Source organism: Streptomyces sp. NPDC057697, from assembly GCF_042799335.1.
Classification (GTDB): domain Bacteria; phylum Actinomycetota; class Actinomycetes; order Streptomycetales; family Streptomycetaceae; genus Streptomyces.
The window spans coordinates 713070-733849 of sequence record NZ_JBHVJA010000002.1; the positions used below are offsets into that span (position 1 = coordinate 713070).

Consider the following 20780-nt stretch of genomic DNA (forward strand, 5'->3'; position numbering starts at 1 on the left):
CTCTTCCGTCGTGCGCAATGCCATGGGCCTTGACCGAGAAGGCTTCAGATCACCGGGAACGGTGGAGGGCGGAAGAGCGGTTGGTACTGCACGGTCGACTTCGATCCATGGCAGCCCCACCTCCTCCAGCCGGTCCCCCGTGGGGGATGACGTGTCGTCGGGGCTGAGAGCGACGCTTCTGCGTGCTGCCCCGACCAGCGGCCAAGACTATCAGCCGACTGACGGCCAATCCCTTACTTTGCCCGTTCCATACGCGCCCTATGCTCGCGGGATGGGAGAAATTCTTGCTCTGGTCGAGGCCCGGCTGCTCACGGCCCTCGGTGAACCGGACGCACGCGCGGCGGTGACGTTCCTCGGCACGGACCGGATCGAGGTGCTCCGCTTCACCGACGGCGATGTGGTGCGCTACGCCACCCTCGGCATGTCGGCGCAGCCGATGGCCGATCCGACCGCGGCCCTGGCGGACCCGGTGAAGGGCCCCCGCGCCGAGCTGGTCCTCTCCGTGCGCGCCGGGCTCGCCGACACCGACAAGGTGCTGCGCCCGCTCGCGGTGCTGGCGGCCTCCCCGCAGGTCGAGGGCGTGATCGTGGCGCCCGGCGCCTCGCTGGAGACCGGTGAACCGCTCTGGCCGGGGGCGCCGTTCAGCTCCGTGCTGGTCGCCGAGCCGGGCGGGCTGGTGGAGGACCTGGAGATGGACGCGCCGATGGACCCGGTGCGGTTCCTGCCGCTGCTGCCGATGACGCACAACGAGACCGCCTGGAAGCGGGTCAGGGGCGCGCAGGAACTCCAGGAGCGGTGGCTCTCGCACGGCACGGACCTGCGCGACCCGCTGCGCGGCTCCGTACCGCTGGACTGATCCGCAGGCCGGAGAGCGGTCCTCACGCCTGGGGCGTACGTGGGAGCGGCTCCGGCGTGCGGGCACGGGGAAGCCCCGCCGCGCGGCCAGGAGGGGGAGCCGCGGGCGGGGCGGTGCGGGGCGGGCGCGGCGGTCAGTCGGCGAAGACCGCGACGCTGTCCTCGGTGGCGTGCCTCGGCTCCAGCTCCTGCGCCTCGTGGGTCAGCGCCGCGCGCCGGATCCAGACGACGAGGGCACCGGCCACGGCCGTGACCGCGGCGACCACGAACGGGATGTGGATGTCGCTCCACTCCTCGATCTTCGGGGCCAGGTACGGGGCGGCGGCCGCGGCGAACCAGCGGACGAAGTTGTACCCCGCGCTCGCCACCGGGCGCGGCGCGTCCGAGACGCCGAGCGCCAGCTCCGTGTAGACGGTGTTGTTCATGCCGATGAATGCGCCGGAGACGATCGTGCAGACGATGGCGGTGGTGTGGTCGCCGTACCCCAGCACCAGCAGGTCGACGGCGAGCAGCACCAGCGAGGCGCCGAGCACCTTCAGCGAGCCGAAGCGCTCCTGGAGCCGCGGGGCGACCAGCACCGAGAAGACCGCGAGCAGCAGGCCCCAGGCGAAGAACACCGCGCCCGACTTGTACGGCGTCATGTTCAGCACGAACGGGGTGAACGCCAGGATCGTGAAGAACGAGTAGTTGTAGAAGAACGCCGAGGTCGCGACCGAGGCCAGACCGCCGTGGCCGAGCGCCTTGATCGGGTCGAGCAGCGAGGTCTTCCTGGCGGGCCTGGGCTGTTCCTTCAGGAACGCCGTGATGCAGATGAAGCCGATGGCCATCAGCGCGGCCGTGCCGAAGAAGGGGTAGCGCCAGCTGGCGTCACCGAGCAGGGCGCCGACCAGTGGCCCGCAGGCCATGCCGAGGCCGAGCGCCGACTCGTAGAGCAGGATCGCCGCCGAGCTGCCGCCGGCCGCCGCGCCGACGATCACGGCCAGTGCGGTCGACACGAAGAGCGCGTTGCCCAGTCCCCAGCCGGCCCGGAAGCCGACGAGCTCACCGACCGACGACGAGGTGCCGGAGAGCGCGGCGAAGACCACCACGAGCGCGAGGCCGGCCAGCAGTGTCTTGCGGCCGCCGATCCGGCTGGACACGAAGCCGGTGACGAGCATCGCCACGGCGGTGATCAGGAAGTACGAGGTGAAGAGCAGGGACACCTGGCTCGGTGTCGCCTCCAGGCCCTTGGCGATGGACGGCAGAATCGGGTCCACCAGGCCGATTCCCATGAATGCGACCACCGAGGCGCCCGCCGTCGCCCAGACGGCCTTCGGCTGGCGCAGGATGCTGCCCGCGCCCTGGTCGAACGGATCCTCTCCCTGCATGGGTCTTCTCGCTCTCCGCTAGATAGTTGCGATATACATAGAATAAGTTAGCGAACCTAATAAGTGCAAGTTACATCTAATTCCGCTGGTGAGGGCCGCGCTGCGGACGGGTGATCTTCCTTGACGCGGCGACGGTCCTGGAGGACCGTTGGTCGCTATGAGGGGCGAACCCAGTTGCCCGAAGTGCGGAGGCCGGGTCAGGGCGCCCGGTCTGTTCGCCGACACCTGGCAGTGCGCCGTGCACGGCAGCGTCCAGCCGCTTCAGCCGGTGGTCCCGCCCAGCGTGGAAGCGCTGGGGGTGGTGGTGAGCCGCGCCCAGGTCCCGGTGTGGATGCCCTGGCCGCTCCCGGTGGGCTGGCTCTTCACCGGAGTGGTGAGCGCGGGCGACGACCGCAGCGGAGGCCGGGCCACCGCCGTCGCCTGCTCCGGCCCCGGCCCCGTCGGCGGCATCGGTGAGCTGCTGCTCGTCACCGAGGAGCTCGGCGTCGGGCTCGGCGCGCGCTACGCCGGGATCGAGGGCCCCGACCCCGGCCCCCACCTGGACGTCGACGGCCCGCCGGACGTCAAGATGCTCGCCGCCGGACGCCCCACCCCGCTCTGGAACGTCAAGGGGGTCCCCGCCGACCGCGCGGTCTTCGCGGGCGAGGCGCGCGGCCTCTGGCTCTGGGCGATCGTCTGGCCCGAGCAGTCCGGACTCCTGATGTACGACGAGCTGGTGCTCGCCGATCTCCGCGAGGCCGGGGGAGAGATGGACCTCGTGCCGTGCGGGGCGCTCACACCGCGCCTGCTCGACTGAGGCCCGCCCCCGCCCCCGGGGCCCCCGTGCCCGGCCGGGCACCGCTCGAATGCCGGTTATCCTGTGGATGTCCCCCTGTCCGGCCCGAGCACTGGAGTACGCGTCGTGCGCATCGACCTGCACACCCACTCCACCGCGTCGGACGGCACGGACACCCCCGCGGAGCTGGTGCGCAACGCCGCCGCCGCGGGCCTGGACGTCGTCGCGCTCACCGACCACGACACCGTGCGCGGCCACGCCGCGGCGATCGCCGCCCTCCCGCAGGGCCTCACCCTCGTCACCGGCGCCGAGCTCTCCTGCCGGATCGACGGCGTGGGCCTGCACATGCTGGCGTACCTCTTCGACCCCGACGAGCCCGAGCTGGCCCGCGCCCGCGAACTCGTCCGCGACGACCGGGTGCCGCGCGCCCGGACCATGGTGCGCAAGCTCCAGGACCTCGGCGTGCCCGTCGAGTGGGAGCAGGTCGAGAGGATCGCCGGGGACGGATCGGTCGGCAGGCCGCACATCGCCACCGCGCTGGTCGAGCTCGGCGTCGTCGAGACCGTCTCCGACGCCTTCACGCCGCAGTGGCTCGCGGACGGCGGCCGCGCCTACGCCGAGAAGTACGAACTCGACCCCTTCGACGCGATCCGGCTGGTCAAGGCCGCCGGCGGCGTCACCGTCTTCGCCCACCCGGCCGCCGCCAAGCGCGGCGAGGTGGTGCCCGAGTCCTCGATGGCGCGGCTCGCCGCCGCCGGCCTCGACGGCATCGAGGTCGACCACATGGACCACGACGAGCCGACCAGGGCCGCGCTGCGCGGGCTCGCCCGTGACCTGGGCCTGCTGACGACCGGGTCCAGCGACTACCACGGCAGCCGCAAGACCGTCGGCCTCGGCGAGTGGACCACCAACCCCGAGATCTACGGCGAGATCACCCGGCGCGCCACGGGGGCCTTCCCGGTGCCGGGGGCCGGCGGACCCCGCCCCGTGTAACGACGCGCGCGACAGGGCCGGAGCACGGACCCCGTACGCCCACCGCCGCCCGCCTTCCGCTTCCGTTTCCGCGCACCCGGCCCGCCGTCATGGCTCGGGGGTGCGCTCCTCCAGGCCGTTCCCCTCTGCTCGTTCTCTCTTCTCGCAAGGCTCACTGTGTTCGACGTCGCTGTCTTCGGATCCCTTTTTCTCACGCTTTTTGTGATTATGGATCCCCCCGGGATCACCCCGATCTTCCTCGCGCTCACCGCCGGCCGCCCCGCCAAGATGCAGCGCAGGATGGCGCTCCAGGCGGTCGCCGTCGCCTTCGGCGTGATCGCCGTCTTCGGTCTGCTCGGCCAGCAGATCCTCGACTACCTGCATGTCTCCGTGCCCGCCCTGATGATCGCGGGCGGACTGCTCCTGCTGCTGATCGCGCTCGATCTGCTGACCGGCAAGACCGACGAGCCGACGCAGACCAAGGACGTCAACGTGGCCCTCGTACCGCTGGGCATGCCGCTGCTCGCCGGGCCCGGGGCGATCGTCTCGGTGATCCTGGCGGTGCAGCACGCCGACAGCGTGGGCAGCCAGATATCGGTCTGGTCGGCGATCATCGCCATGCACATCGTGCTGTGGCTGACCATGCGCTACTCGCTGCTGATCATCCGGGTCATCAAGGACGGCGGCGTGGTGCTGGTGACCAGGCTCGCCGGGATGATGCTGTCCGCCATCGCCGTGCAGCAGATCATCAACGGTGTCACCCAGGTCATCCAGAACGCCTGACGGCACCCGCGGACACCACAGCGCCCCCGTACGGAACTTCCGTACGGGGGCGCTTCGTCTTTGTGCGTCGTACCGCGTTACGAAGCCGAGGTGTCGGCCGGGCGGATATAGATGCGCTGGCCTATGGCTGCGGCCTGCTGCACGATCCGGTTGACGGAGGCGGCGTCCACGACGGTGCTGTCCACGGCGGTACCGTCGACATCGTCGAGTCGCATGATCTCGAAGCGCATATGGCTTCCCTTCGTCTGATCCTCCTGCTGGAGAACTACTGGGAGGACGGATGACCCGTCCGCAAGGATGAGAGCACCGGACATCCCTGTCCTGTGCTCCACAGGAGGTACAACGGCTTGCTCCAGGCAAACATTCCCTACGCTAAGGAAATTTTTTGGATGTCTAAGTATCAGCAGGTCACCGAGCAGGCGCGGGCGACGAGGTCCACGACGAGGCCCGAATGAACGAGGCAGAGATCCACGAACGCCTGGACCGCACCAATGAGCTGCTCCAGCGCATGCTCGCCGAGGTGTCGAAGACCCCTTCGACCCACGCGATCTTCGTGGACGCGGGCTATGTGTACGCCGCGGCCGGACTGCTCGTCACCGGCACCGAGGACCGGCGCTCCTTCGACCTCGACGCGGAAGGGCTGATCGAGGCCTTCATCGACAAGGCCCGGACGATCTTCGCGGACAGCAGGCTGTTGCGCGTGTACTGGTACGACGGAGCCCGGCGGCGCATCCACACCGTCGAGCAGCAGTCCATCGCCGAACTCCCCGACGTCAAGGTCAGACTCGGCAACCTCAACGCCAACAACCAGCAGAAGGGCGTGGACTCGCTCATCCGCACCGACCTCGAATCCCTCGCCCGGCACCGCGCGATCAGCGACGCCGCGCTCGTGGGCGGCGACGAGGACCTGGTGTCGGCCGTCGAGGCGGCGCAGGGGTACGGGGCCCGGGTGCACCTCTGGGGCATCGAGGCGGGGGAGGGGCGCAACCAGGCCGAACCGCTGCTCTGGGAGGTCGACAGCCAGCGCACCTTCGACCTGGACTTCTGCCGCCCGTACGTCACCAGACGCCCCGTCACCACCTACGAGGACGACACCCCCGCGCCCGCGCGCGAGGACGTCCGCTTCGTCGGTGCGCAGATCGCCGCGGCCTGGCTGGCCGCCCGGGGCCGCGAGTCCCTCGCCGACCTGCTGCCCGGCCACCCGTATCTGCCGGGCTCCGTCGACCAGGACCTGCTGGTCGAGGCCGAACGGCTGCTCCAGCACTCGCTGCGCGGCCACGCGCACCTGCGCCGCGCGCTGCGCGACGGATTCTGGCAGCACCTCCAGTCGCAGTACTGAGCCCCTTGGCGGCCGCGCCCGCCTACAGGCCGTCCCAGAACGCGGCGAGGGCGGCCGCCGTCTCCTTCGGGCGGTCCGTGTTGGGGGAGTGCTCGGCGCCGGCGATCCGGGTGCGGTGCGCGCCGAGCCGCTGGGCCATCTCGTCGAGCAGCGGCACCGGCCAGGTGTCGTCGCGCTCGCCGGAGAGCACATGGACCGGCAGCGGCAGGGCGGCGAGCTCGGCCACCCGGTCCGTCTCGGTCATCAGCTGACGGCCGGTGGCGATCAGCTGGGCGGGCCGGTGGCGCAGCCAGCGGCGGCGCAGCGCGTCCCCGTCCGTCGCCGCCTCCTCGGGCGGGTCGAGGGCGCGCATCGCCTCCCAGACCCTGGCCATGCTCAGCGTCGCGAGCGCGTCGCTGAGCACCTTCACCTTGAGCTGCTGCGCCTCGACGATCTCGGCGGGCCCCGACGACATGAGCGTCAGCGAACGGAACGGCGCGGCGTCGAGCAGTACGGCGGCGCGGGCGATCTGCCCGCCGAGCGAGTGTCCCAGCAGATGGACGGGGCCCACGTCGAGGGCGTCGGCCTGGGCGAGCACGTCGAGGGCCAACTCACCCTGGGCGTAGCTCTCCTGGCGGTCGGTCCCCTCGGTCTCGTACTGACCCCGGCCGTCCACGGCGACGGTCCGGTACCCGGCGGCCGAGAGCGGTTCGAGGAGCGCCATGAAGTCCTCCTTGCTCCCCGTGTACCCGGGCAGCAGGAGGGCGGTGGCGCGCACGGCGCCGGGCGGCGAGGCGTCCAGCACGGCGAAGTCGCCGCGCGAGGTGCGCAGCTGGCGGGCGTGGGCGCAGGGGGGCGGGGTGAAGCTGTGCGGCCGGCTCATGGGACGAGGTTATGCCGTGCGCCCCGGACGGGCAGAGGGGGAGGAGCCCCGGAGGGGCGGGCGGGGCCGGACGGGCGGGGGCGGCGCCCGGAGGGGCGGAGCGGGAGGGCGCCGGGTGTCGGGTGCCGGGCGACGACGTGGAAGAGGCGGGACGCCGGATGTCGGTGGGGGAGGTGCCCGGACGCCGGCCGGCGGGGGGAAGGCCTGGATGCCGGAGGACGGCGGGGGGAAGGCCTGGATGCCGGAGGACCGCAGGGGGAGCGCCCCCCGTACGCCGGACGAACGACGAAGAGCCCGGACGCGGGAGGGGCGGGCGGGGCCGGACGGGTGGAGGGTACGGCGCCTGGACGGCGGATGTCGGCGGGGAGAGAGCCCGAACGCCGGACGGCGGGGGGGGAAGGCCCGGACGCCGGACGGCGGCGGGGGAAGCGCCCGGACGCCGGACGGGCCCGAGGGTTTCCTCGGGCCCGTCCGGCGTTCGTTCCGCTGAGCGGTGGGTGTGGGGCTCAGCCTTCGGTCTTGGCGGCGGTCGCACGCGGCGCACGGCGCCTGCGCGGCTTGGCCTCGCCCTCGGCGGCGGCCGGAGCCTCGGCCGCGACCTCCGTCTTCGGCTTGGCGGCCGCACGGGTGCGACGGCGCGGCTTGGTCTCGCTCACCGGCTCGGAGATGGGCGCGATCTGGAAGTCGACCTCGTCCTCGACCGGCTTGACGACGCGGGCGCGGCGACGCGGCTTGGTCACCGTCCGGGTCTCGGCCACCGGCTCGGAGATGGGCGCGATCTGGAAGTCGACCTCGTCCTCGACCGGCTTGACCACGCGGGCGCGGCGGCGGCGCGGCTTCGTCTCGGCCGCGGGCGCCTCCTCGGCAGGGGCCTTGTCGGCCTTCGGCTCGACGGTGACCTCGACCACGGCCTCCACCGTGTTCAGCACGGCCTCGGCCGCGGCTTCCGGCGCGCCGACGCGGGTACGGCGACGACGGCGCGGCGTGCGCGGCTCCGCCGGGGCGTCGGTGGCCTCGAGGGCCGGGGACGGCACCGTGGCGGCGGCGGGCGCCTCCTGGACGGCGGAGCCGCCCCGGGTGCGACGGCGCTGACGCGGCGTGCGCGGCGCGCGTTCCTCGCGGACGGCGGGCGCCGGGGCGGCGGCCTTGCGGCCGCGGCCGCCGGTCTCGCCGAGGTCCTCGATCTCCTCGGCCCGCAGACCCGCGCGGGTCCGCTCGGCGCGCGGCAGGACACCCTTGGTGCCGGCCGGGATGTCGAGCTCCTCGAAGAGGTGCGGCGAGGTGGAGTAGGTCTCGACCGGGTCGTTGAACTTGAGGTCGAGCGCCTTGTTGATCAGCTGCCAGCGCGGGATGTCGTCCCAGTCGACCAGCGTGATCGCGATGCCCTTGGCGCCCGCGCGGCCGGTCCGGCCGATGCGGTGGAGGTACGTCTTCTCGTCCTCCGGCGACTGGTAGTTGATGACGTGGGTCACACCCTCGACATCGATACCGCGGGCCGCGACGTCGGTGCAGACGAGCACGTCCACCTTGCCGTTGCGGAAGGCACGCAGCGCCTGTTCGCGGGCGCCCTGGCCGAGGTCGCCGTGGACCGCGCCGGAGGCGAAGCCGCGCTTCTCCAGCTGCTCGGCGATGTCGGCCGCCGTGCGCTTGGTGCGGCAGAAGATCATCGCCAGCCCCCGGCCGTTGGCCTGGAGGATGCGGGAGACCATCTCCGGCTTGTCCATCGAGTGGGCCCGGAAGACGTGCTGCGAGATGTTCGCGACGGTCGCGCCCTCGCCGTCGGGCGAGGTGGCGCGGATGTGCGTCGGCTGCGACATGTAGCGGCGGGCCAGGCCGATGACGGCGCCCGGCATGGTCGCCGAGAACAGCATCGTCTGGCGCTTCGGCGGAAGCATCGTGATGATCTTCTCGACGTCGGGCAGGAAGCCCAGGTCGAGCATCTCGTCGGCCTCGTCGAGCACCAGCGCGCGGACGTGCGACAGGTCGAGCTTGCGCTGTCCGGCCAGGTCGAGCAGACGGCCCGGGGTGCCGACGATCACGTCGACGCCCTTCTTCAGGGCCTCGACCTGCGGCTCGTACGCCCGGCCGCCGTAGATCGCGAGCACGCGCACATTGCGCACCTTGCCCGCGGTCAGGAGGTCGTTGGTGACCTGCTGGCACAGCTCACGGGTGGGGACGACGACGAGCGCCTGCGGCGCCTCGGTCAGCTTCTCGGGCCCGGCCCGGCCGGCCTCGACGTCCGCGGGGACGGTGACGCGCTCCAGCAGCGGCAGACCGAAACCGAGGGTCTTGCCGGTGCCGGTCTTGGCCTGGCCGATGACATCGGAGCCGGAGAGCGCGACGGGGAGCGTCATCTCCTGGATGGGGAACGGGGACACAATGCCGACGGCCTCAAGGGCCTCGGCCGTCTCGGGAAGAATCCCGAGTTCACGAAACGTAGTCAGGGTGCTGCCTCTTCTGTGAGACGCGGCCCGAGGCGAACGCTGGGGGTCGTACCGTGCCGGGGTTGGTCATCCGGCCGTGGATGGGCCGGGTGGCGCGGGACCACTGCCGTCGCTCGAGCGCTCGTGCCGCTGAGGGGGCCCCTCATCTGCGGTCGTACGTGTCGTACGCCCCGCGTGGAGGGCTGTCGGGTCGGAGCCGATCGGGCCACCGACCGGGCATCCTCATTCGTTTTCACCATTTTCACGCCACTGGCACATCCAAAATACTCAGTAGGCGCAATACCACTGTACCCCGGATTCGCGCATGTGTGTTGGGCGAATTCATCGGAACGGTGTGATGTCACTGGCTGACCGGGCCCCTCCGTCCCCCGCCGGGCGGGCTATTCTGCGCTCCATGGAGACGCCTGACAACGCCACTGAAACCCCCGCGCCCACCGGGATCGCCGCCCAGGACTGGGCCACCGCGTCCGTGGAGCCGCAGTACCGGGCAGCGGTCGTGGACCTGCTGGGAGCACTCGCGTACGGGGAGCTGGCGGCCTTCGAGCGGCTCGCCGAGGACGCCAAACTCGCCCCGACGCTGGCCGACAAGGCGGAGCTGGCGAAGATGGCCTCCGCCGAATTCCATCACTTCGAACGGCTCACCGACCGGCTGACCGCGATCGAGGTGGAGCCCACCGGGGCGATGGAGCCGTTCGCCAGGGCGCTCGACGACTTCCACCGCCAGACCGCCCCGTCGGACTGGCTGGAGGGCCTGGTCAAGGCGTACGTCGGCGACTCGATCGCCAGTGACTTCTACCGCGAGGTCGCGGTCCGGCTCGACTCGGACACCCGCTCGCTGGTCCTCGCCGTGCTCGACGACACCGGGCACGGGAACTTCGCCGTGGAGAAGGTGCGCGCCGCGATCGAGGCGGAGCCGCGCGTCGGCGGCCGGCTCGCGCTGTGGGCGCGCCGGCTGATGGGCGAGGCGCTCTCCCAGGCGCAGCGGGTGGTGGCCGACCGCGACGCGCTGTCGACGATGCTCGTCGGAGGCGTGGCGGACGGCTTCGACCTGGCGGAGGTGGGGCGGATGTTCTCGCGGATCACCGAGGCGCACACCAAGCGGATGGCCGCGCTCGGACTGGCCGCGTAGCCGGCTCGCCGGGGCCGGCCGCCGGGCCGGCCTCAGGCCGCCGCTGATCGGCTCAGCCGGTGGCTGCGGGGGCGGACCAGCAGGGAGAGCGTCACGGCCCCGATCAGCACCGCGCCGACCAGGGTGGCCACGACATGGCCCGGTCCCAGCACCGAGTGCATGAGAAACGCGCCGAACAGGCCTCCCAGGGCGCCGGTGGTCAGAACGGCACGGCGGGACGGCAGCCGGTCCGGCAGGGAGCGGAGCGCCATCCAGGCGAGGGCGAGTCCGAGCACGACGGAGCCGAGTGGTTCCAGGATCACAGGGGATCACCTCGCGAGTTGCGGGGCGGGTGGTGCGGTCGATAGCGGTACTACCCGAGGGATACGGAACGCAACCCTCCTTCGGGCGGGGTTTGCACCGGAATCGCATGTTCGGGTGTCCCGCGCCGTCACGACGGCGGTACCGGCCGCGGAAACGGGCAGCGGCCCGGTGGGAATCCCACCGGGCCGCTGCCGCGGTCACTGCTCGGAGCGTGCTGCCTACAGCGCGCCGAACCCCACGCGGCGCGTGCTGGGCTCGCCGATCTCCACGTAAGCGATCCGGTCGGCCGGCACCAGGACCTTGCGGCCCTTCTCGTCCGTGAGGCTGAGCAGCTGCGCCTTACCGCCGAGAGCCTCGGCGACCGTGCTCTCGACCTCTTCGGCGGAAAGCCCGCTCTCCAGAACGATCTCCCGGGGCGTGTGCTGCACCCCGATCTTGACCTCCACGGCTATGTCCCTCCGACGGTCAGTCCCTGCGCGGTGAGCCGCGCCGTACCCAGCACACATTAGCCCGCTGAGGGGGGCCGTCAGCGGCCGGTGGGCAACGCCCGCAGCGAACACGGACGGCGGCCGCGCCGGGCGGCCCGCGTCAGTGCTGATCGATGCCGTGCAGCGGGAAGCCCGCGATGCCGCGCCAGGCCAGGGAGGTGAGGAGCTGGACCGCCGTGTCGCGCGGAATGGCGGACCGGCTGGAGAGCCAGTAGCGGGCGACCACCTGGGAGACGCCGCCCAGGCCGACCGCGAGCAGCATGGACTCGTCCTTGGACAGTCCCGTGTCCCCGGCGATCACGTCGGAGATCGCCTCCGCGCACTGGAGGGACACCCGGTCGACGCGCTCGCGCACCGCGGGTTCGTTGGTCAGGTCGGACTCGAAGACCAGCCGGAAGGCGCCGCCCTCGTCCTCGACGTACGCGAAGTACGCGTCCATCGTCGCGGCGACCCGGAGCTTGTTGTCGGTGGTCGACGCCAGGGCCGTGCGGACCGCCTGGAGGAGCGACTCGCAGTGCTGGTCGAGAAGGGCCAGATAGAGCTCCAGCTTGCCGGGGAAGTGCTGGTAGAGCACCGGCTTGCTGACTCCGGCCCGCTCGGCGATGTCGTCCATCGCGGCGGAGTGGTAGCCCTGCGCCACGAAGACTTCCTGCGCGGCGCCCAGCAGCTGATTGCGTCGGGCGCGGCGAGGCAGGCGAGTGCCCCGCGGGCGCGCCGCCTCGGTCTGCTCGATGGCTGTCACGCCGCCTCCCAAATTTGTGATCGAACACAGCCTTTCCGTGCACGCTGCGCCGTACAGCCATCGTACTTTTGGGTAACCCGGGAGTGCGCGGCGCGGACGCAGAATTTCATGGACCGGACGGCTGCGGTAGCCGCAGGTTCCGCGGCCATCGGGACAAAGCAGTTTGTATCAGCGGTAATCGTCCTCATCCTGTGTCACGACGCGGGCCTGTTCCGCCGCGTCGGCCTCGTCGGCGCTGTCCTGGTCGCGGTCCGTGAGCGGCTCGTCGCGCCGCTGCTGGAGATCGGCCCGCTGCTCGGCGGCGTCCGCCCGGGGCGTCTCCTCGTCCGGCTCGTCCGGCTGGATGTCCTCGAAGGTCTCCGGGTCACTGGGGTCGACCGTCATGGTGACTCCCTTCCTTGCTTCGAGCGTAGGAGCTGTGCCCGCGGGCCGCTACGCGGTCTGTGACGGCGAACACATGAGCCGGGGTGTGATCGTCTCGTAACATTGCCGCATGTCTTCGACCGAACTGCCGGGAGTCCGTGCCGTCGCCGCCGCGGTGTCCCCGGCGGTGAGCGCCGTCGGGGCCGCGGAGGGGGAGGAGCTGCGCTCCGTCGCGCTGCCCGGACTGACGCTGACCGTCCGCTCCCGGCCGCCGGAGCGGACCGGGCTGCCGCCCGCCCTCTATGTGCACGGGCTCGGCGGCTCCTCGCAGAACTGGTCGGCGCTGATGCCGCTGCTCCAGGACGTGGTGGACGGCGAAGCGGTCGACCTCCCCGGTTTCGGCGACTCGCCCCCGCCGGACGACGGAAACTATTCGGTCACCGGGCACGCCCGCGCGGTGATCCGGTTCCTCGACGCGGAGGAGCGGGGGCCGGTACACCTGTTCGGCAATTCGCTCGGTGGTGCCGTCGCCACCCGGGTCGCCGCGGTCCGTCCCGACCTGGTGCGCACCCTCACCCTCGTCTCGCCCGCGCTCCCCGAGATCCGGGTGCAGCGCTCCGCCGTGCCGACCGGGCTGCTCGCCGTGCCCGGTATCGCGGGCCTGTTCGCCCGGATGACCAGGGACTGGTCGGCGGAGGACCGCACCCGCGGAGTGATGGCGCTCTGTTACGGCGACCCCGCGCGCGTCTCCGAATCGGGCTTCCGCGCGGCGGTGGCCGAAATGGAACGCCGGATGGAGCTGCCGTACTTCTGGGATGCGATGGCGCGCTCGGCACGTGGCATTGTCGATGCGTACACGCTCGGCGGTCAGCACGGACTGTGGCGCCAGGCCGAGCGGGTGCTCGCTCCGACCCAGCTCGTGTACGGGGGACGGGACCAGCTCGTCTCGTACCGTATGGCGCGCAAGGCGTCCGCCGCCTTCCGCGACGCGCGGCTGCTGACCCTGCCCGACGCGGGGCACGTGGCGATGATGGAGTATCCGGAGGCGGTCGCCCAGGCCTTCCGGGAACTGCTCGACGAACGCGGCGGGAGCTGATCCGGGGCGTGGGACGACACAGCCGAAAGGGGCCCAAACCTTCGGGGCCCGACATCGAGACGCCCGACGCCGCGGGCGGCGACCGCGAGGGAGCCCGGTCGCCCGGCCCCGGCACCGGTCGGCGCCGGAGAGCGGCGGACGCGCCCGGCGGACCGGACGGACCCGAGGGGCACGCCCCGTTCCAGCAGGCCGGACACGTCCGCGGCGGCCATCCCGAACAGCGTGAACCCGGCGGCGGCTGGGGCACCGGCCCCCAGCCGCGCGCCGAGGACCGCGGGCCCGGGGCGCGGCAGACACCGCCCGGACCGCGGGAGCAGACCGGCACCCGGCCGCTGATACCGGGACCGCGGCGCGAGTTCGTCGAAGCCTTCGACGCTCCCTCCGCCCCGCGCGGGCCCTCCGTACCGCCCGCCCGCCCGGCCGGTCCGCGCACCCCCGTCGCCGACGGGGAGGAGGCCCCGCCCCGTGACGCCGACGGCCCCGCGGCCGAGGAGGAGAAGGACGGCCGGGACGGCAAGGGGTTCCGGGGGCGTACCTTCACCGGGATCGCAGCCGCCGCGGTGACCACCGTGCTCGCGGTGGTCGTGGCCGGGCAGGTCACCCAGGACAACGGCGGCGGCAGCACCGCCGCGCAGGGCGCGGGCGTCGACGGACGCGGCCCGGACGGCGCCTCCCGCTCCGACGACCGGCCGACCCCGCAGCCGGTGCGGGTCAAGCCGCTCTCGTACGCCCAGAAGATGGCCAAGCCCTATCCGCTCGCCGCGGACCTGAAGGCGTCCGGGAAGTTCGAGCCGGTTCCGGGCACGGCGAAGGCCCCGGGCCGGGGACACAAGTACCGCTACCGGATCGACGTCGAGAAGGGGCTCGGCCTCGACGCCGCGCTCTTCGCCAGGGCCGTCCAGGAGACGCTCAACGACGACCGCAGCTGGGCGCACGACGGGGCGATGACGTTCGAGCGGGTCTCCACCGACGACCCCGACTTCGTGATCACCCTGGCCAGCCCGGGAACCACCGGAGTGTGGTGCGAGAAGTCGGGTCTGGACACCACGGTGGACAACGTCAGCTGCGACTCCGCGGCGACCGAGCGCGTCATGATCAACGCCTACCGCTGGGCCCAGGGGTCGTCGACCTTCGGACCGGACAAACTCTTCGCCTACCGCCAGATGCTGATCAACCATGAGGTCGGTCACCGGCTGGGGCACAACCATGTGAGTTGCCGCACGCCCGGCACGCTCGCCCCGGTGATGCAGCAGCAGACCAAGTCGCTGAACATCGACGGGATCAAGTGCCGGCCCAACGCCTGGGTGTACCCGCCGAGTTGATGGAGTACGGGGCGGGCCCGCGGAGGGAGCGGGCCGCCTCCCGGGCGCGCCGCGCCTCCCGCACGTACCCGTGCCGGGTGGACCCGTATCCAGAAGTCGTCCGCATGGTGAGATCGCTGTCTCAATTCGCGTTGACATCCCCTGGGCGGTGATCCATATTTCTCGACATGTCACACGGCCCCGTCCTCCCCGATCGCGCAGTCATAGAGCTGGCGCTCATCGGTGTGACCGGGCACAGTGTCGCCGACATCCACTGTTGCTGACGCCTGCCCGAGCGCGCGTCCGCCCGCGGTCCGGTCCCTGAGGGGCCGGGTCCGCCACGCATGACCGCCGCGCCGGGCGCACTTCGCCCGCAGACGCGGCAGTTCGGTGTGTCCCGTCGGCCTTCCCACCCGCCGACCGCCCTGTGCACCCGCTCTCGTCGTCGCCTGCGCGGAATCCTTCCGTCCGTTTTTTCAGGCAGTACATCCGAGAGGTCATCTTCCGATGCGTCAACCGTCCGTCATATCGCGCCGCGTGGCAGCGGCCACCGCAGTACTCGTCGTGGCCGCGGGCGCCGCGGCCTGCGGGCCCGAGGACAACAAGGGCGGCGACAGCGGCTCCGGCGCGGCGGGCAAGCCCGCGAAGGGCGGCACCCTCACCGTCCTCAACAGCAAGCCGCAGGAGGACTTCGACCCCGCGCGCCTCTACACCTCCGGCGGCGGCAACGTCCCCTCCCTGGTCTTCCGCACGCTCACCACCCGCAACCGGGAGGACGGCGCGGCCGGTGCGAAGGTCGTCCCCGACCTCGCGACCGACCTGGGCACGCCGAGCAAGAACGCCACCGTGTGGACGTACACCCTCAAGGAGGGCCTGAAGTACGAGGACGGCACCGCCATCACCAGTGCCGACATCAAGTACGGCATCGAGCGTTCCTTCGCCGCCGAGCTCTCCGGCGGTGCGCCCTATCTGCGCGACTGGCTGATCGGCGGCGCCGACTACCAGGGCCCGTACAAGGACAAGAAGGGCCTCGACTCGATCGAGACGCCCGACGCCCGGACGATCGTCTTCCACCTGAACAAGCCGGAGGGCGAATTCCCCTTCCTGGCCACGCAGACCCAGACCACCCCGGTGCCCAGGGCGAAGGACACCGGCACCAAGTACGAGGAGCACCCGGTCTCCTCCGGCCCGTACAAGGTCGTCAAGAACGAGGGCGACGGCGAGCGGCTGATCCTGGAGCGCAATCCGCACTGGTCGGAGAAGACCGACGAGGAGCGCAAGGCCTACCCCGACCGGATCGACGTGCGCTCCGGCCTCGACTCCGCCGTCATCAACCAGCGCCTGTCCGCGTCCCGGGGCGCCGACGCCGCCGCCGTCACCACCGACACCAACCTGGGCCCGGCCGAGCTCGCCAAGGTCAGCGGCGACAAGAAGCTCGCCGCCCGCGTCGGCACCGGCCACTTCGGCTACACCAACTACATCGCCTTCAACCCTAAGGTGAAGCCCTTCGACAACCCGAAGGTGCGCCAGGCGATCGCGTACGCCGTCGACCGCTCCTCCGTGGTCAACGCCGCCGGCGGCTCCTCGCTGGCCGAGCCCGCCACCACCTTCCTGCCCGACCAGGCGGCCTTCGGCCACACGCCGTACGACCACTTCCCGGCCGGGAAGAGCGGCGACCCCGCCAAGGCCAAGGAGCTGCTGAAGGAGGCCGGTTACCCCAAGGGGCTGACCGTCACCCTCACGCACTCCAACGACAAGGACTTCGCCACCAGCCCGGAGATCGCCACCGCGCTCCAGGAAGCGCTGAAGAAGGCCGGAATCACCGTCGAGCTGCGGGGCCTGGAGTCCAACGACTACTCCGACACGGTCTACAACGTGAAGAGCGAGCCCGGCTTCTTCCTCGGCGGCTGGGGCGCCGACTGGCCGTCCGGCGGCCCGTTCTTCGCACCGGTCTTCGACGGACGCCAGATCGTCAGGTCCGGCTACAACTTCAACTCCGGCCAGCTGAACGACCCCTCGGTCAACAAGGAGATCGACGAGATCAACAAGCTGACCGATCTGGAGGCCGCTGCCAAGCGCTGGGGCGCGCTCGACAAGAAGGTCGGTGAGCAGGCGCTGACCGTGCCGCTGTTCCACCCGGTCTACAAGCGCCTGTACGGCGAGGCCGTCAAGAACGTCGTGATCAGCGACTGGACCGGCGTGCTCGACATCTCGCAGGTCGCGGTCAAGTAACCATGGCACTCGCAACTCCGGCCGAGGAGGCGGGGGCCCTCGCGGCCCCCGCCTCCGGGGGCCGTCCCTTCTGGCGGCGGCTGCGCGCCCGGCGCGCGGCCCTCGTGGCGGCCGCGATCGTCGCCCTGCTGGTCCTGGCCGCACTCGCCGCACCGCTGCTCGCGGGCATCGAGGGCCAGGACCCCACCACGTACCACCCCGAACTCGTCGACTCCGCCACCGGCGGGGTGCCCATCGGCTCCTTCGGCGGGATCAGCGCCGAGCACTGGCTCGGCGTCGAACCGCTCACCGGACGCGACCTGTTCGCCCGCATCGTGTACGGCGCCCGGGTCTCGCTCGGCGTCGCACTCGCCGCCACCCTGCTCCAGGTGGTCATCGGCGTCGGCGTCGGGCTCGCGGCCGGGCTCGGCAACCGCTTCGTCGACCAGGCACTCAGCCGGGTCACCGACGTCGTGGTCGCGCTGCCCGTCATGGTGACCGCGCTCGGCGCGCTCGCCGTCGTCCCCACCGGCTTCCCCCGCCCGGTCCTGATCGCCGTGATCATCGGCCTGGTCGGCTGGTCCGGAACGTCCAAGATCGTGCGGGCCCAGACCCTCTCGCTGAAATCGCGCGACCACGTGGCGGCCGCCCGGCTCAGCGGCTGGGGCCCCTGGCAGATCGCCCGGCGCGAACTGCTGCCCGCCCTGGCCGCCCCCGTCATCACCTACGCGGTGCTGCTCTTCCCGGCCAACATCGTCGTCGAGGCGGCCCTGTCCTTCCTCGGCGTCGGCATCAAGCCGCCCACGCCCTCCTGGGGACAGATGCTCAGCGACGCCGACACCTGGTACCAGGCCGCGCCCACCTATCTGCTGATCCCCGCCCTGCTGCTCTTCGTCACCGTGCTGGCGCTGACCGTCCTCGGCGAGGGCGTACGCACCGCGCTCGACCCGCGCGCCGAATCCCGGCTGCGGATCGGCACCGGACGGAAGAAGGAGGCCGCCGCGTGAAGTGGTTCCTGCTCAGGCGCCTCGGCGGAGCGGTCTTCGTGCTGCTCGCCCTCAGCGTCATCGTCTACGCGGCCTTCTACGTCGCGCCCGGCAACGTCGCGCAGATCGCCTGCGGTCCGCGCTGCTCGCCCGCGCAGGTGGCGCAGGTCAGCGAACAACTGCACCTGGGCGACCCGCTGTACGCGCAGTACGGGCACTTCCTCCAGGGGCTCTTCACCGGCCGCGACTACTCGACCGGCACCGGGGTGCTGCACTGCCAGGCGCCCTGCCTGGGACTCTCGTACCAGAGCGACCAGCAGGTCACCGAGCTGATCCTGGCCAAGCTCCCGGCCACCGCCTCGCTCGCGGTCGGCGCCTTCGTGCTGTGGATGCTGCTCGGCGTCGGCACCGGGCTGCTCTCCGTCCAGCGGCGCGGCCGGCTCACCGAGCGCGTCCTCACCTGGATCACCCTGGCCGGCATGGCGACCCCGGTCTTCGTGATCGGACTGCTGCTGATCATCATCCTGGTGACGGCGCTCCGGATCCTGCCGTTCCCGGACTACGTACCGCTCACCGAGGACCCGGAGCAGTGGGCCTGGAACCTGCTGCTGCCCTGGATCTCGCTGGCCCTGGTGTCCGCCGCGCCGTACGCCCGGATGACCCGGGCCTCGATGCTGGAGACCCTGGCCGAGGACCATGTGCGCACCTTCCGGGCGTACGGGGTCGGCGAACGGGCGCTCGTGGGGCGGCACGCGCTGCGCGGCGCGCTGGCGCCGGTGATCGCGCTCGGCGCACTGGACATCGGCTCGATGTTCGGCGGCGCCGTCCTCACCGAATCGCTCTTCGGGATCCCGGGGGTCGGCCGTGAACTCGTCGACGCCGTGAAGCACGTGGACCTTCCGGTGGTCGTCGGCCTGGTGCTCGTCACCGGGTTCTTCGTGGTCCTCGCCAATGCCGTCGCGGACATACTCCAGGCGATGGCCGACCGACGGGTGGTACTGGCATGAGCCTGGTCGAAGTCTCCGATCTCTCCATCTCGTTCGGCGAGGTGCGGGCGGTGGACGGGCTGTCGTTCTCGCTGGAGGCGGGCGGCGCGCTCGGCGTGGTCGGCGAGTCCGGCTCCGGCAAGAGCGCCTCGGCGTACGCCCTGCTCGGCCTGCACCGGGGGACCGGCGCGAAGGTGAGCGGCTCGGTCCGGGTCGCCGGGGTCGACGTCACCACCGCGGACGACGCGGAGCTGAGGGCCCTGCGCGGCGCGAAGGCCGCGATGGTCTTCCAGGACCCGCTGTCCTCGCTGGACCCGTACTACGCGGTGGGCGACCAGATCGCCGAGGTGTACCGGGTCCACCACCGGGCCTCCCGGCGGGCGGCGCGGGCACGGGCGGTGGAGGTGCTGGACCGGGTCGGGATCCCCGACGCGGTACGGCGTTCACGGTCCAGGCCGCACGAGTTCTCCGGCGGGATGCGGCAGCGGGCGCTGATCGCGATGGCCCTGGCCTGCGAACCCCAGCTGCTCATCGCCGACGAGCCGACGACCGCCCTGGACGTCACCGTCCAGGCCCAGATCCTGGACCTGCTGCACGATCTGCGCCGCGAGACGGGCATGGGGCTGCTGCTGGTCACGCACGACGTGGGCGTGGCGGCCGAGTCGGTCGACGAGGTGCTGGTCATGCGGTCGGGGCGGGCGGTGGAACGGGGGCCGGTGGGCGAGGTGCTGGTGGCACCGCGCGAGTCCTACACGCGGGCGCTGCTGGCGGCGGTCCCGCGGGTGACGGAGCCGCGGACCTCCCCGGGGGCGAAACCGGCCGACGACGGGGAGACGCTCGTCGAGGCCGTCGACGTCCGGCAGGTGTTCGGCCGGGGGAGGAACGCGCTCGCCGCCGTCGACGGGGTCTCCCTCTCCGTGCGGCGCGGCGAGACCCTCGGCGTCGTCGGGGAGAGCGGCAGCGGCAAGACCACCCTCGGGCGGATGCTCGTCGGGCTGCTGGAACCCACCTCGGGCCGGCTCACCCGCGGGGCCCGGGTGCAGATGGTCTTCCAGGACCCCGTCTCCTCCCTCAACCCGCGCCGTTCGATCGGGGAGTCGGTCGCCGACCCGCTGCGGGCCTCCGGGGAACACGACGAGACCCAGATCCGGGCCCGGGTACGGGAGTTGCTGACCCGGGTCGGGCTCGACCCGGAGAGCTACGACCGCTATCCGCACGAGTTCAGCGGGGGACAGCGCCAACGCGTCGGGATCGCCCGCGCGCTGGCCGCCGAGCCGGAGCTGATCGTCTGCGACGAGGCGGTCTCCGCACTCGACGTGACGACCCAGGCCCAGGTCACCGCCCTGCTGGCGGAGCTCCAGCGGGAACTGGGGCTCGCCCTGGTCTTCATCGCGCACGACCTTGCCGTCGTACGGCAGGTCAGCGACCGGGTCGCCGTGATGCGCCGGGGCCGGATCGTCGAGGAGGGCGAGGTGGACGAGGTGTACGGGAACCCCCGGGACCCGTACACCAAGCAGCTCCTGGCGGCCGTGCCCGCGCTCGATCCGGCGCTCGCGGTGGTGCGCCGCGCGGCGCGCAAGGAGCTGGCCGCCGCTTGACCCTGTGTGACCATCCCCTCTCATAGCGCGACAGAACGCTGCCAGGTCGGGAAAGTTACGACGGTTCACCCCTTTCGGTGGTGGGCCGGTCAACCCGCCCGCGCCCCACCCGCGGAAACGCGGAAGGGGGGGCCCCGGTGTGGCCGCCATACAAACGCGGGCCGCCCCAAGGGGGATAGG

General features: G+C 71.9%; 21 protein-coding genes. 13 read left to right on the forward strand and 8 right to left on the reverse strand.

Annotated features, from left to right (window positions below; translation table 11 throughout):
* The first annotated feature begins 271 nt into the window (after positions 1 to 271).
* The gene (locus tag ACFVFH_RS08180) at positions 272 to 856 is read left to right on the forward strand and encodes a suppressor of fused domain protein (RefSeq protein ID WP_383765036.1); all 585 of its coding nucleotides are present in this window, start codon (positions 272 to 274) and stop codon (positions 854 to 856) included.
* Between the two features lie 133 nt (positions 857 to 989).
* Here the strand turns inward: ACFVFH_RS08180 and ACFVFH_RS08185 are convergent, their stop codons facing one another.
* Entirely contained in the window at positions 990 to 2222 is a 1233-nt protein-coding gene (locus ACFVFH_RS08185; protein WP_383765038.1) for an MFS transporter, read from the reverse strand.
* A gap of 157 nt (positions 2223 to 2379) precedes the next feature.
* Between ACFVFH_RS08185 and ACFVFH_RS08190 the strand changes: the two genes are divergently transcribed.
* The 3 genes from ACFVFH_RS08190 to ACFVFH_RS08200 all read left to right on the forward strand — a co-directional run bounded on the left by ACFVFH_RS08190 (position 2380) and on the right by ACFVFH_RS08200 (position 4752).
* The gene (locus tag ACFVFH_RS08190; RefSeq protein WP_383765040.1) at positions 2380 to 3018 is read left to right on the forward strand and encodes a DUF6758 family protein; all 639 of its coding nucleotides are present in this window, start codon (positions 2380 to 2382) and stop codon (positions 3016 to 3018) included.
* A gap of 105 nt (positions 3019 to 3123) precedes the next feature.
* On the forward strand, positions 3124 to 3990 hold the full coding sequence (locus tag ACFVFH_RS08195) for a PHP domain-containing protein (RefSeq protein ID WP_383765042.1): 867 nt from the start codon (positions 3124 to 3126) through the stop codon (positions 3988 to 3990).
* 156 nt (positions 3991 to 4146) lie between these two features.
* Complete coding sequence (locus tag ACFVFH_RS08200) at positions 4147 to 4752, forward strand: MarC family protein (protein WP_329919578.1); 606 nt, start codon at positions 4147 to 4149, stop codon at positions 4750 to 4752.
* Positions 4753 to 4829: 77 nt separating this feature from the next.
* On the opposite strand, the gene ACFVFH_RS08205 is transcribed toward ACFVFH_RS08200, so the two are convergent.
* Positions 4830 to 4982 carry a hypothetical protein gene (locus ACFVFH_RS08205; RefSeq protein ID WP_167359504.1) on the reverse strand — a complete coding sequence of 51 codons (153 nt, stop codon included), beginning with the start codon at positions 4980 to 4982 and terminating at the stop codon, positions 4830 to 4832.
* A gap of 221 nt (positions 4983 to 5203) precedes the next feature.
* Here ACFVFH_RS08205 and ACFVFH_RS08210 point away from each other — a divergent pair, with 221 nt between their 5' ends.
* Positions 5204 to 6091 (forward strand): NYN domain-containing protein, encoded by an 888-nt coding sequence (locus tag ACFVFH_RS08210; protein WP_093549990.1) that lies wholly within the window; start codon positions 5204 to 5206, stop codon positions 6089 to 6091.
* A gap of 22 nt (positions 6092 to 6113) precedes the next feature.
* On the opposite strand, the gene ACFVFH_RS08215 is transcribed toward ACFVFH_RS08210, so the two are convergent.
* Both ACFVFH_RS08215 and ACFVFH_RS08220 read right to left on the reverse strand, forming a co-directional pair.
* The gene (locus ACFVFH_RS08215) at positions 6114 to 6953 is read right to left on the reverse strand and encodes an alpha/beta fold hydrolase (RefSeq protein ID WP_383765044.1); all 840 of its coding nucleotides are present in this window, start codon (positions 6951 to 6953) and stop codon (positions 6114 to 6116) included.
* Between the two features lie 506 nt (positions 6954 to 7459).
* A complete protein-coding gene (locus ACFVFH_RS08220) occupies positions 7460 to 9307 on the reverse strand; it encodes a DEAD/DEAH box helicase (RefSeq protein ID WP_383765046.1) in 1848 nt (615 codons plus the stop codon).
* A gap of 484 nt (positions 9308 to 9791) precedes the next feature.
* On the opposite strand from ACFVFH_RS08220, the gene ACFVFH_RS08225 reads away from it, so the two are divergent.
* Positions 9792 to 10526 (forward strand): ferritin-like fold-containing protein, encoded by a 735-nt coding sequence (locus ACFVFH_RS08225; protein ID WP_383765048.1) that lies wholly within the window; start codon positions 9792 to 9794, stop codon positions 10524 to 10526.
* 32 nt (positions 10527 to 10558) lie between these two features.
* On the opposite strand, the gene ACFVFH_RS08230 is transcribed toward ACFVFH_RS08225, so the two are convergent.
* The 4 genes from ACFVFH_RS08230 to ACFVFH_RS08245 all read right to left on the reverse strand — a co-directional run bounded on the left by ACFVFH_RS08230 (position 10559) and on the right by ACFVFH_RS08245 (position 12443).
* A complete protein-coding gene (locus tag ACFVFH_RS08230) occupies positions 10559 to 10777 on the reverse strand; it encodes a hypothetical protein (RefSeq protein ID WP_383765585.1) in 219 nt (72 codons plus the stop codon).
* Between the two features lie 270 nt (positions 10778 to 11047).
* Positions 11048 to 11275, reverse strand: a complete 228-nt coding sequence (locus ACFVFH_RS08235; RefSeq protein WP_161275723.1) for a DUF3107 domain-containing protein — start codon at positions 11273 to 11275, stop codon at positions 11048 to 11050.
* Between the two features lie 142 nt (positions 11276 to 11417).
* Positions 11418 to 12059 carry a TetR/AcrR family transcriptional regulator gene (locus tag ACFVFH_RS08240; RefSeq protein ID WP_018105511.1) on the reverse strand — a complete coding sequence of 214 codons (642 nt, stop codon included), beginning with the start codon at positions 12057 to 12059 and terminating at the stop codon, positions 11418 to 11420.
* A 168-nt stretch (positions 12060 to 12227) separates the two neighbouring features.
* Positions 12228 to 12443, reverse strand: coding sequence for a hypothetical protein (locus ACFVFH_RS08245; RefSeq protein WP_383765050.1), 216 nt, complete (start codon positions 12441 to 12443; stop codon positions 12228 to 12230).
* A 109-nt stretch (positions 12444 to 12552) separates the two neighbouring features.
* On the opposite strand from ACFVFH_RS08245, the gene ACFVFH_RS08250 reads away from it, so the two are divergent.
* The 7 genes from ACFVFH_RS08250 (at position 12553) to ACFVFH_RS08280 (ending at position 20600) form a co-directional block, all read left to right on the forward strand.
* Positions 12553 to 13518 (forward strand): alpha/beta hydrolase, encoded by a 966-nt coding sequence (locus ACFVFH_RS08250; RefSeq protein ID WP_383765051.1) that lies wholly within the window; start codon positions 12553 to 12555, stop codon positions 13516 to 13518.
* An 8-nt stretch (positions 13519 to 13526) separates the two neighbouring features.
* Positions 13527 to 14840, forward strand: a complete 1314-nt coding sequence (locus tag ACFVFH_RS08255) for a DUF3152 domain-containing protein (RefSeq protein WP_383765053.1) — start codon at positions 13527 to 13529, stop codon at positions 14838 to 14840.
* Between the two features lie 167 nt (positions 14841 to 15007).
* Complete coding sequence (locus ACFVFH_RS08260; protein ID WP_323180069.1) at positions 15008 to 15103, forward strand: Ms4533A family Cys-rich leader peptide; 96 nt, start codon at positions 15008 to 15010, stop codon at positions 15101 to 15103.
* A 223-nt stretch (positions 15104 to 15326) separates the two neighbouring features.
* The gene (locus ACFVFH_RS08265) at positions 15327 to 17051 is read left to right on the forward strand and encodes an ABC transporter substrate-binding protein (protein WP_383765054.1); all 1725 of its coding nucleotides are present in this window, start codon (positions 15327 to 15329) and stop codon (positions 17049 to 17051) included.
* Between the two features lie 2 nt (positions 17052 to 17053).
* Positions 17054 to 18037, forward strand: coding sequence for an ABC transporter permease (locus tag ACFVFH_RS08270; protein WP_383765056.1), 984 nt, complete (start codon positions 17054 to 17056; stop codon positions 18035 to 18037).
* Positions 18034 to 19023 (forward strand): ABC transporter permease, encoded by a 990-nt coding sequence (locus tag ACFVFH_RS08275; RefSeq protein WP_383765058.1) that lies wholly within the window; start codon positions 18034 to 18036, stop codon positions 19021 to 19023. Before ACFVFH_RS08270 ends, ACFVFH_RS08275 begins: the two co-directional genes overlap by 4 nt.
* A complete protein-coding gene (locus ACFVFH_RS08280) occupies positions 19020 to 20600 on the forward strand; it encodes a dipeptide ABC transporter ATP-binding protein (protein WP_383765060.1) in 1581 nt (526 codons plus the stop codon). The genes ACFVFH_RS08275 and ACFVFH_RS08280 overlap by 4 nt, the downstream gene beginning before the upstream one ends.
* Positions 20601 to 20780: the final 180 nt, after the last annotated feature.

Excerpts from the sequence above, each read along its gene's own strand:
- ACFVFH_RS08180 (WP_383765036.1), top strand. The coding sequence starts at position 272 with ATGGGAGAAATTCTTGCTCTGGTCGAGGCCCGGCTGCTCACGGCCCTC.
- ACFVFH_RS08185 (WP_383765038.1), bottom strand. The coding sequence starts at position 2,222 with ATGCAGGGAGAGGATCCGTTCGACCAGGGCGCGGGCAGCATCCTGCGC.
- ACFVFH_RS08190 (WP_383765040.1), top strand. The coding sequence starts at position 2,380 with ATGAGGGGCGAACCCAGTTGCCCGAAGTGCGGAGGCCGGGTCAGGGCG.
- ACFVFH_RS08205 (WP_167359504.1), bottom strand. The coding sequence starts at position 4,982 with ATGCGCTTCGAGATCATGCGACTCGACGATGTCGACGGTACCGCCGTG.
- ACFVFH_RS08210 (WP_093549990.1), top strand. The coding sequence starts at position 5,204 with ATGAACGAGGCAGAGATCCACGAACGCCTGGACCGCACCAATGAGCTG.
- ACFVFH_RS08215 (WP_383765044.1), bottom strand. The coding sequence starts at position 6,953 with ATGAGCCGGCCGCACAGCTTCACCCCGCCCCCCTGCGCCCACGCCCGC.
- ACFVFH_RS08220 (WP_383765046.1), bottom strand. The coding sequence starts at position 9,307 with ATGACGCTCCCCGTCGCGCTCTCCGGCTCCGATGTCATCGGCCAGGCC.
- ACFVFH_RS08225 (WP_383765048.1), top strand. The coding sequence starts at position 9,792 with ATGGAGACGCCTGACAACGCCACTGAAACCCCCGCGCCCACCGGGATC.
- ACFVFH_RS08230 (WP_383765585.1), bottom strand. The coding sequence starts at position 10,777 with ATGGCGCTCCGCTCCCTGCCGGACCGGCTGCCGTCCCGCCGTGCCGTT.
- ACFVFH_RS08245 (WP_383765050.1), bottom strand. The coding sequence starts at position 12,443 with ATGACGGTCGACCCCAGTGACCCGGAGACCTTCGAGGACATCCAGCCG.
- ACFVFH_RS08250 (WP_383765051.1), top strand. The coding sequence starts at position 12,553 with ATGTCTTCGACCGAACTGCCGGGAGTCCGTGCCGTCGCCGCCGCGGTG.
- ACFVFH_RS08260 (WP_323180069.1), top strand. The coding sequence starts at position 15,008 with ATGTCACACGGCCCCGTCCTCCCCGATCGCGCAGTCATAGAGCTGGCG.
- ACFVFH_RS08265 (WP_383765054.1), top strand. The coding sequence starts at position 15,327 with ATGCGTCAACCGTCCGTCATATCGCGCCGCGTGGCAGCGGCCACCGCA.
- ACFVFH_RS08270 (WP_383765056.1), top strand. The coding sequence starts at position 17,054 with ATGGCACTCGCAACTCCGGCCGAGGAGGCGGGGGCCCTCGCGGCCCCC.
- ACFVFH_RS08280 (WP_383765060.1), top strand. The coding sequence starts at position 19,020 with ATGAGCCTGGTCGAAGTCTCCGATCTCTCCATCTCGTTCGGCGAGGTG.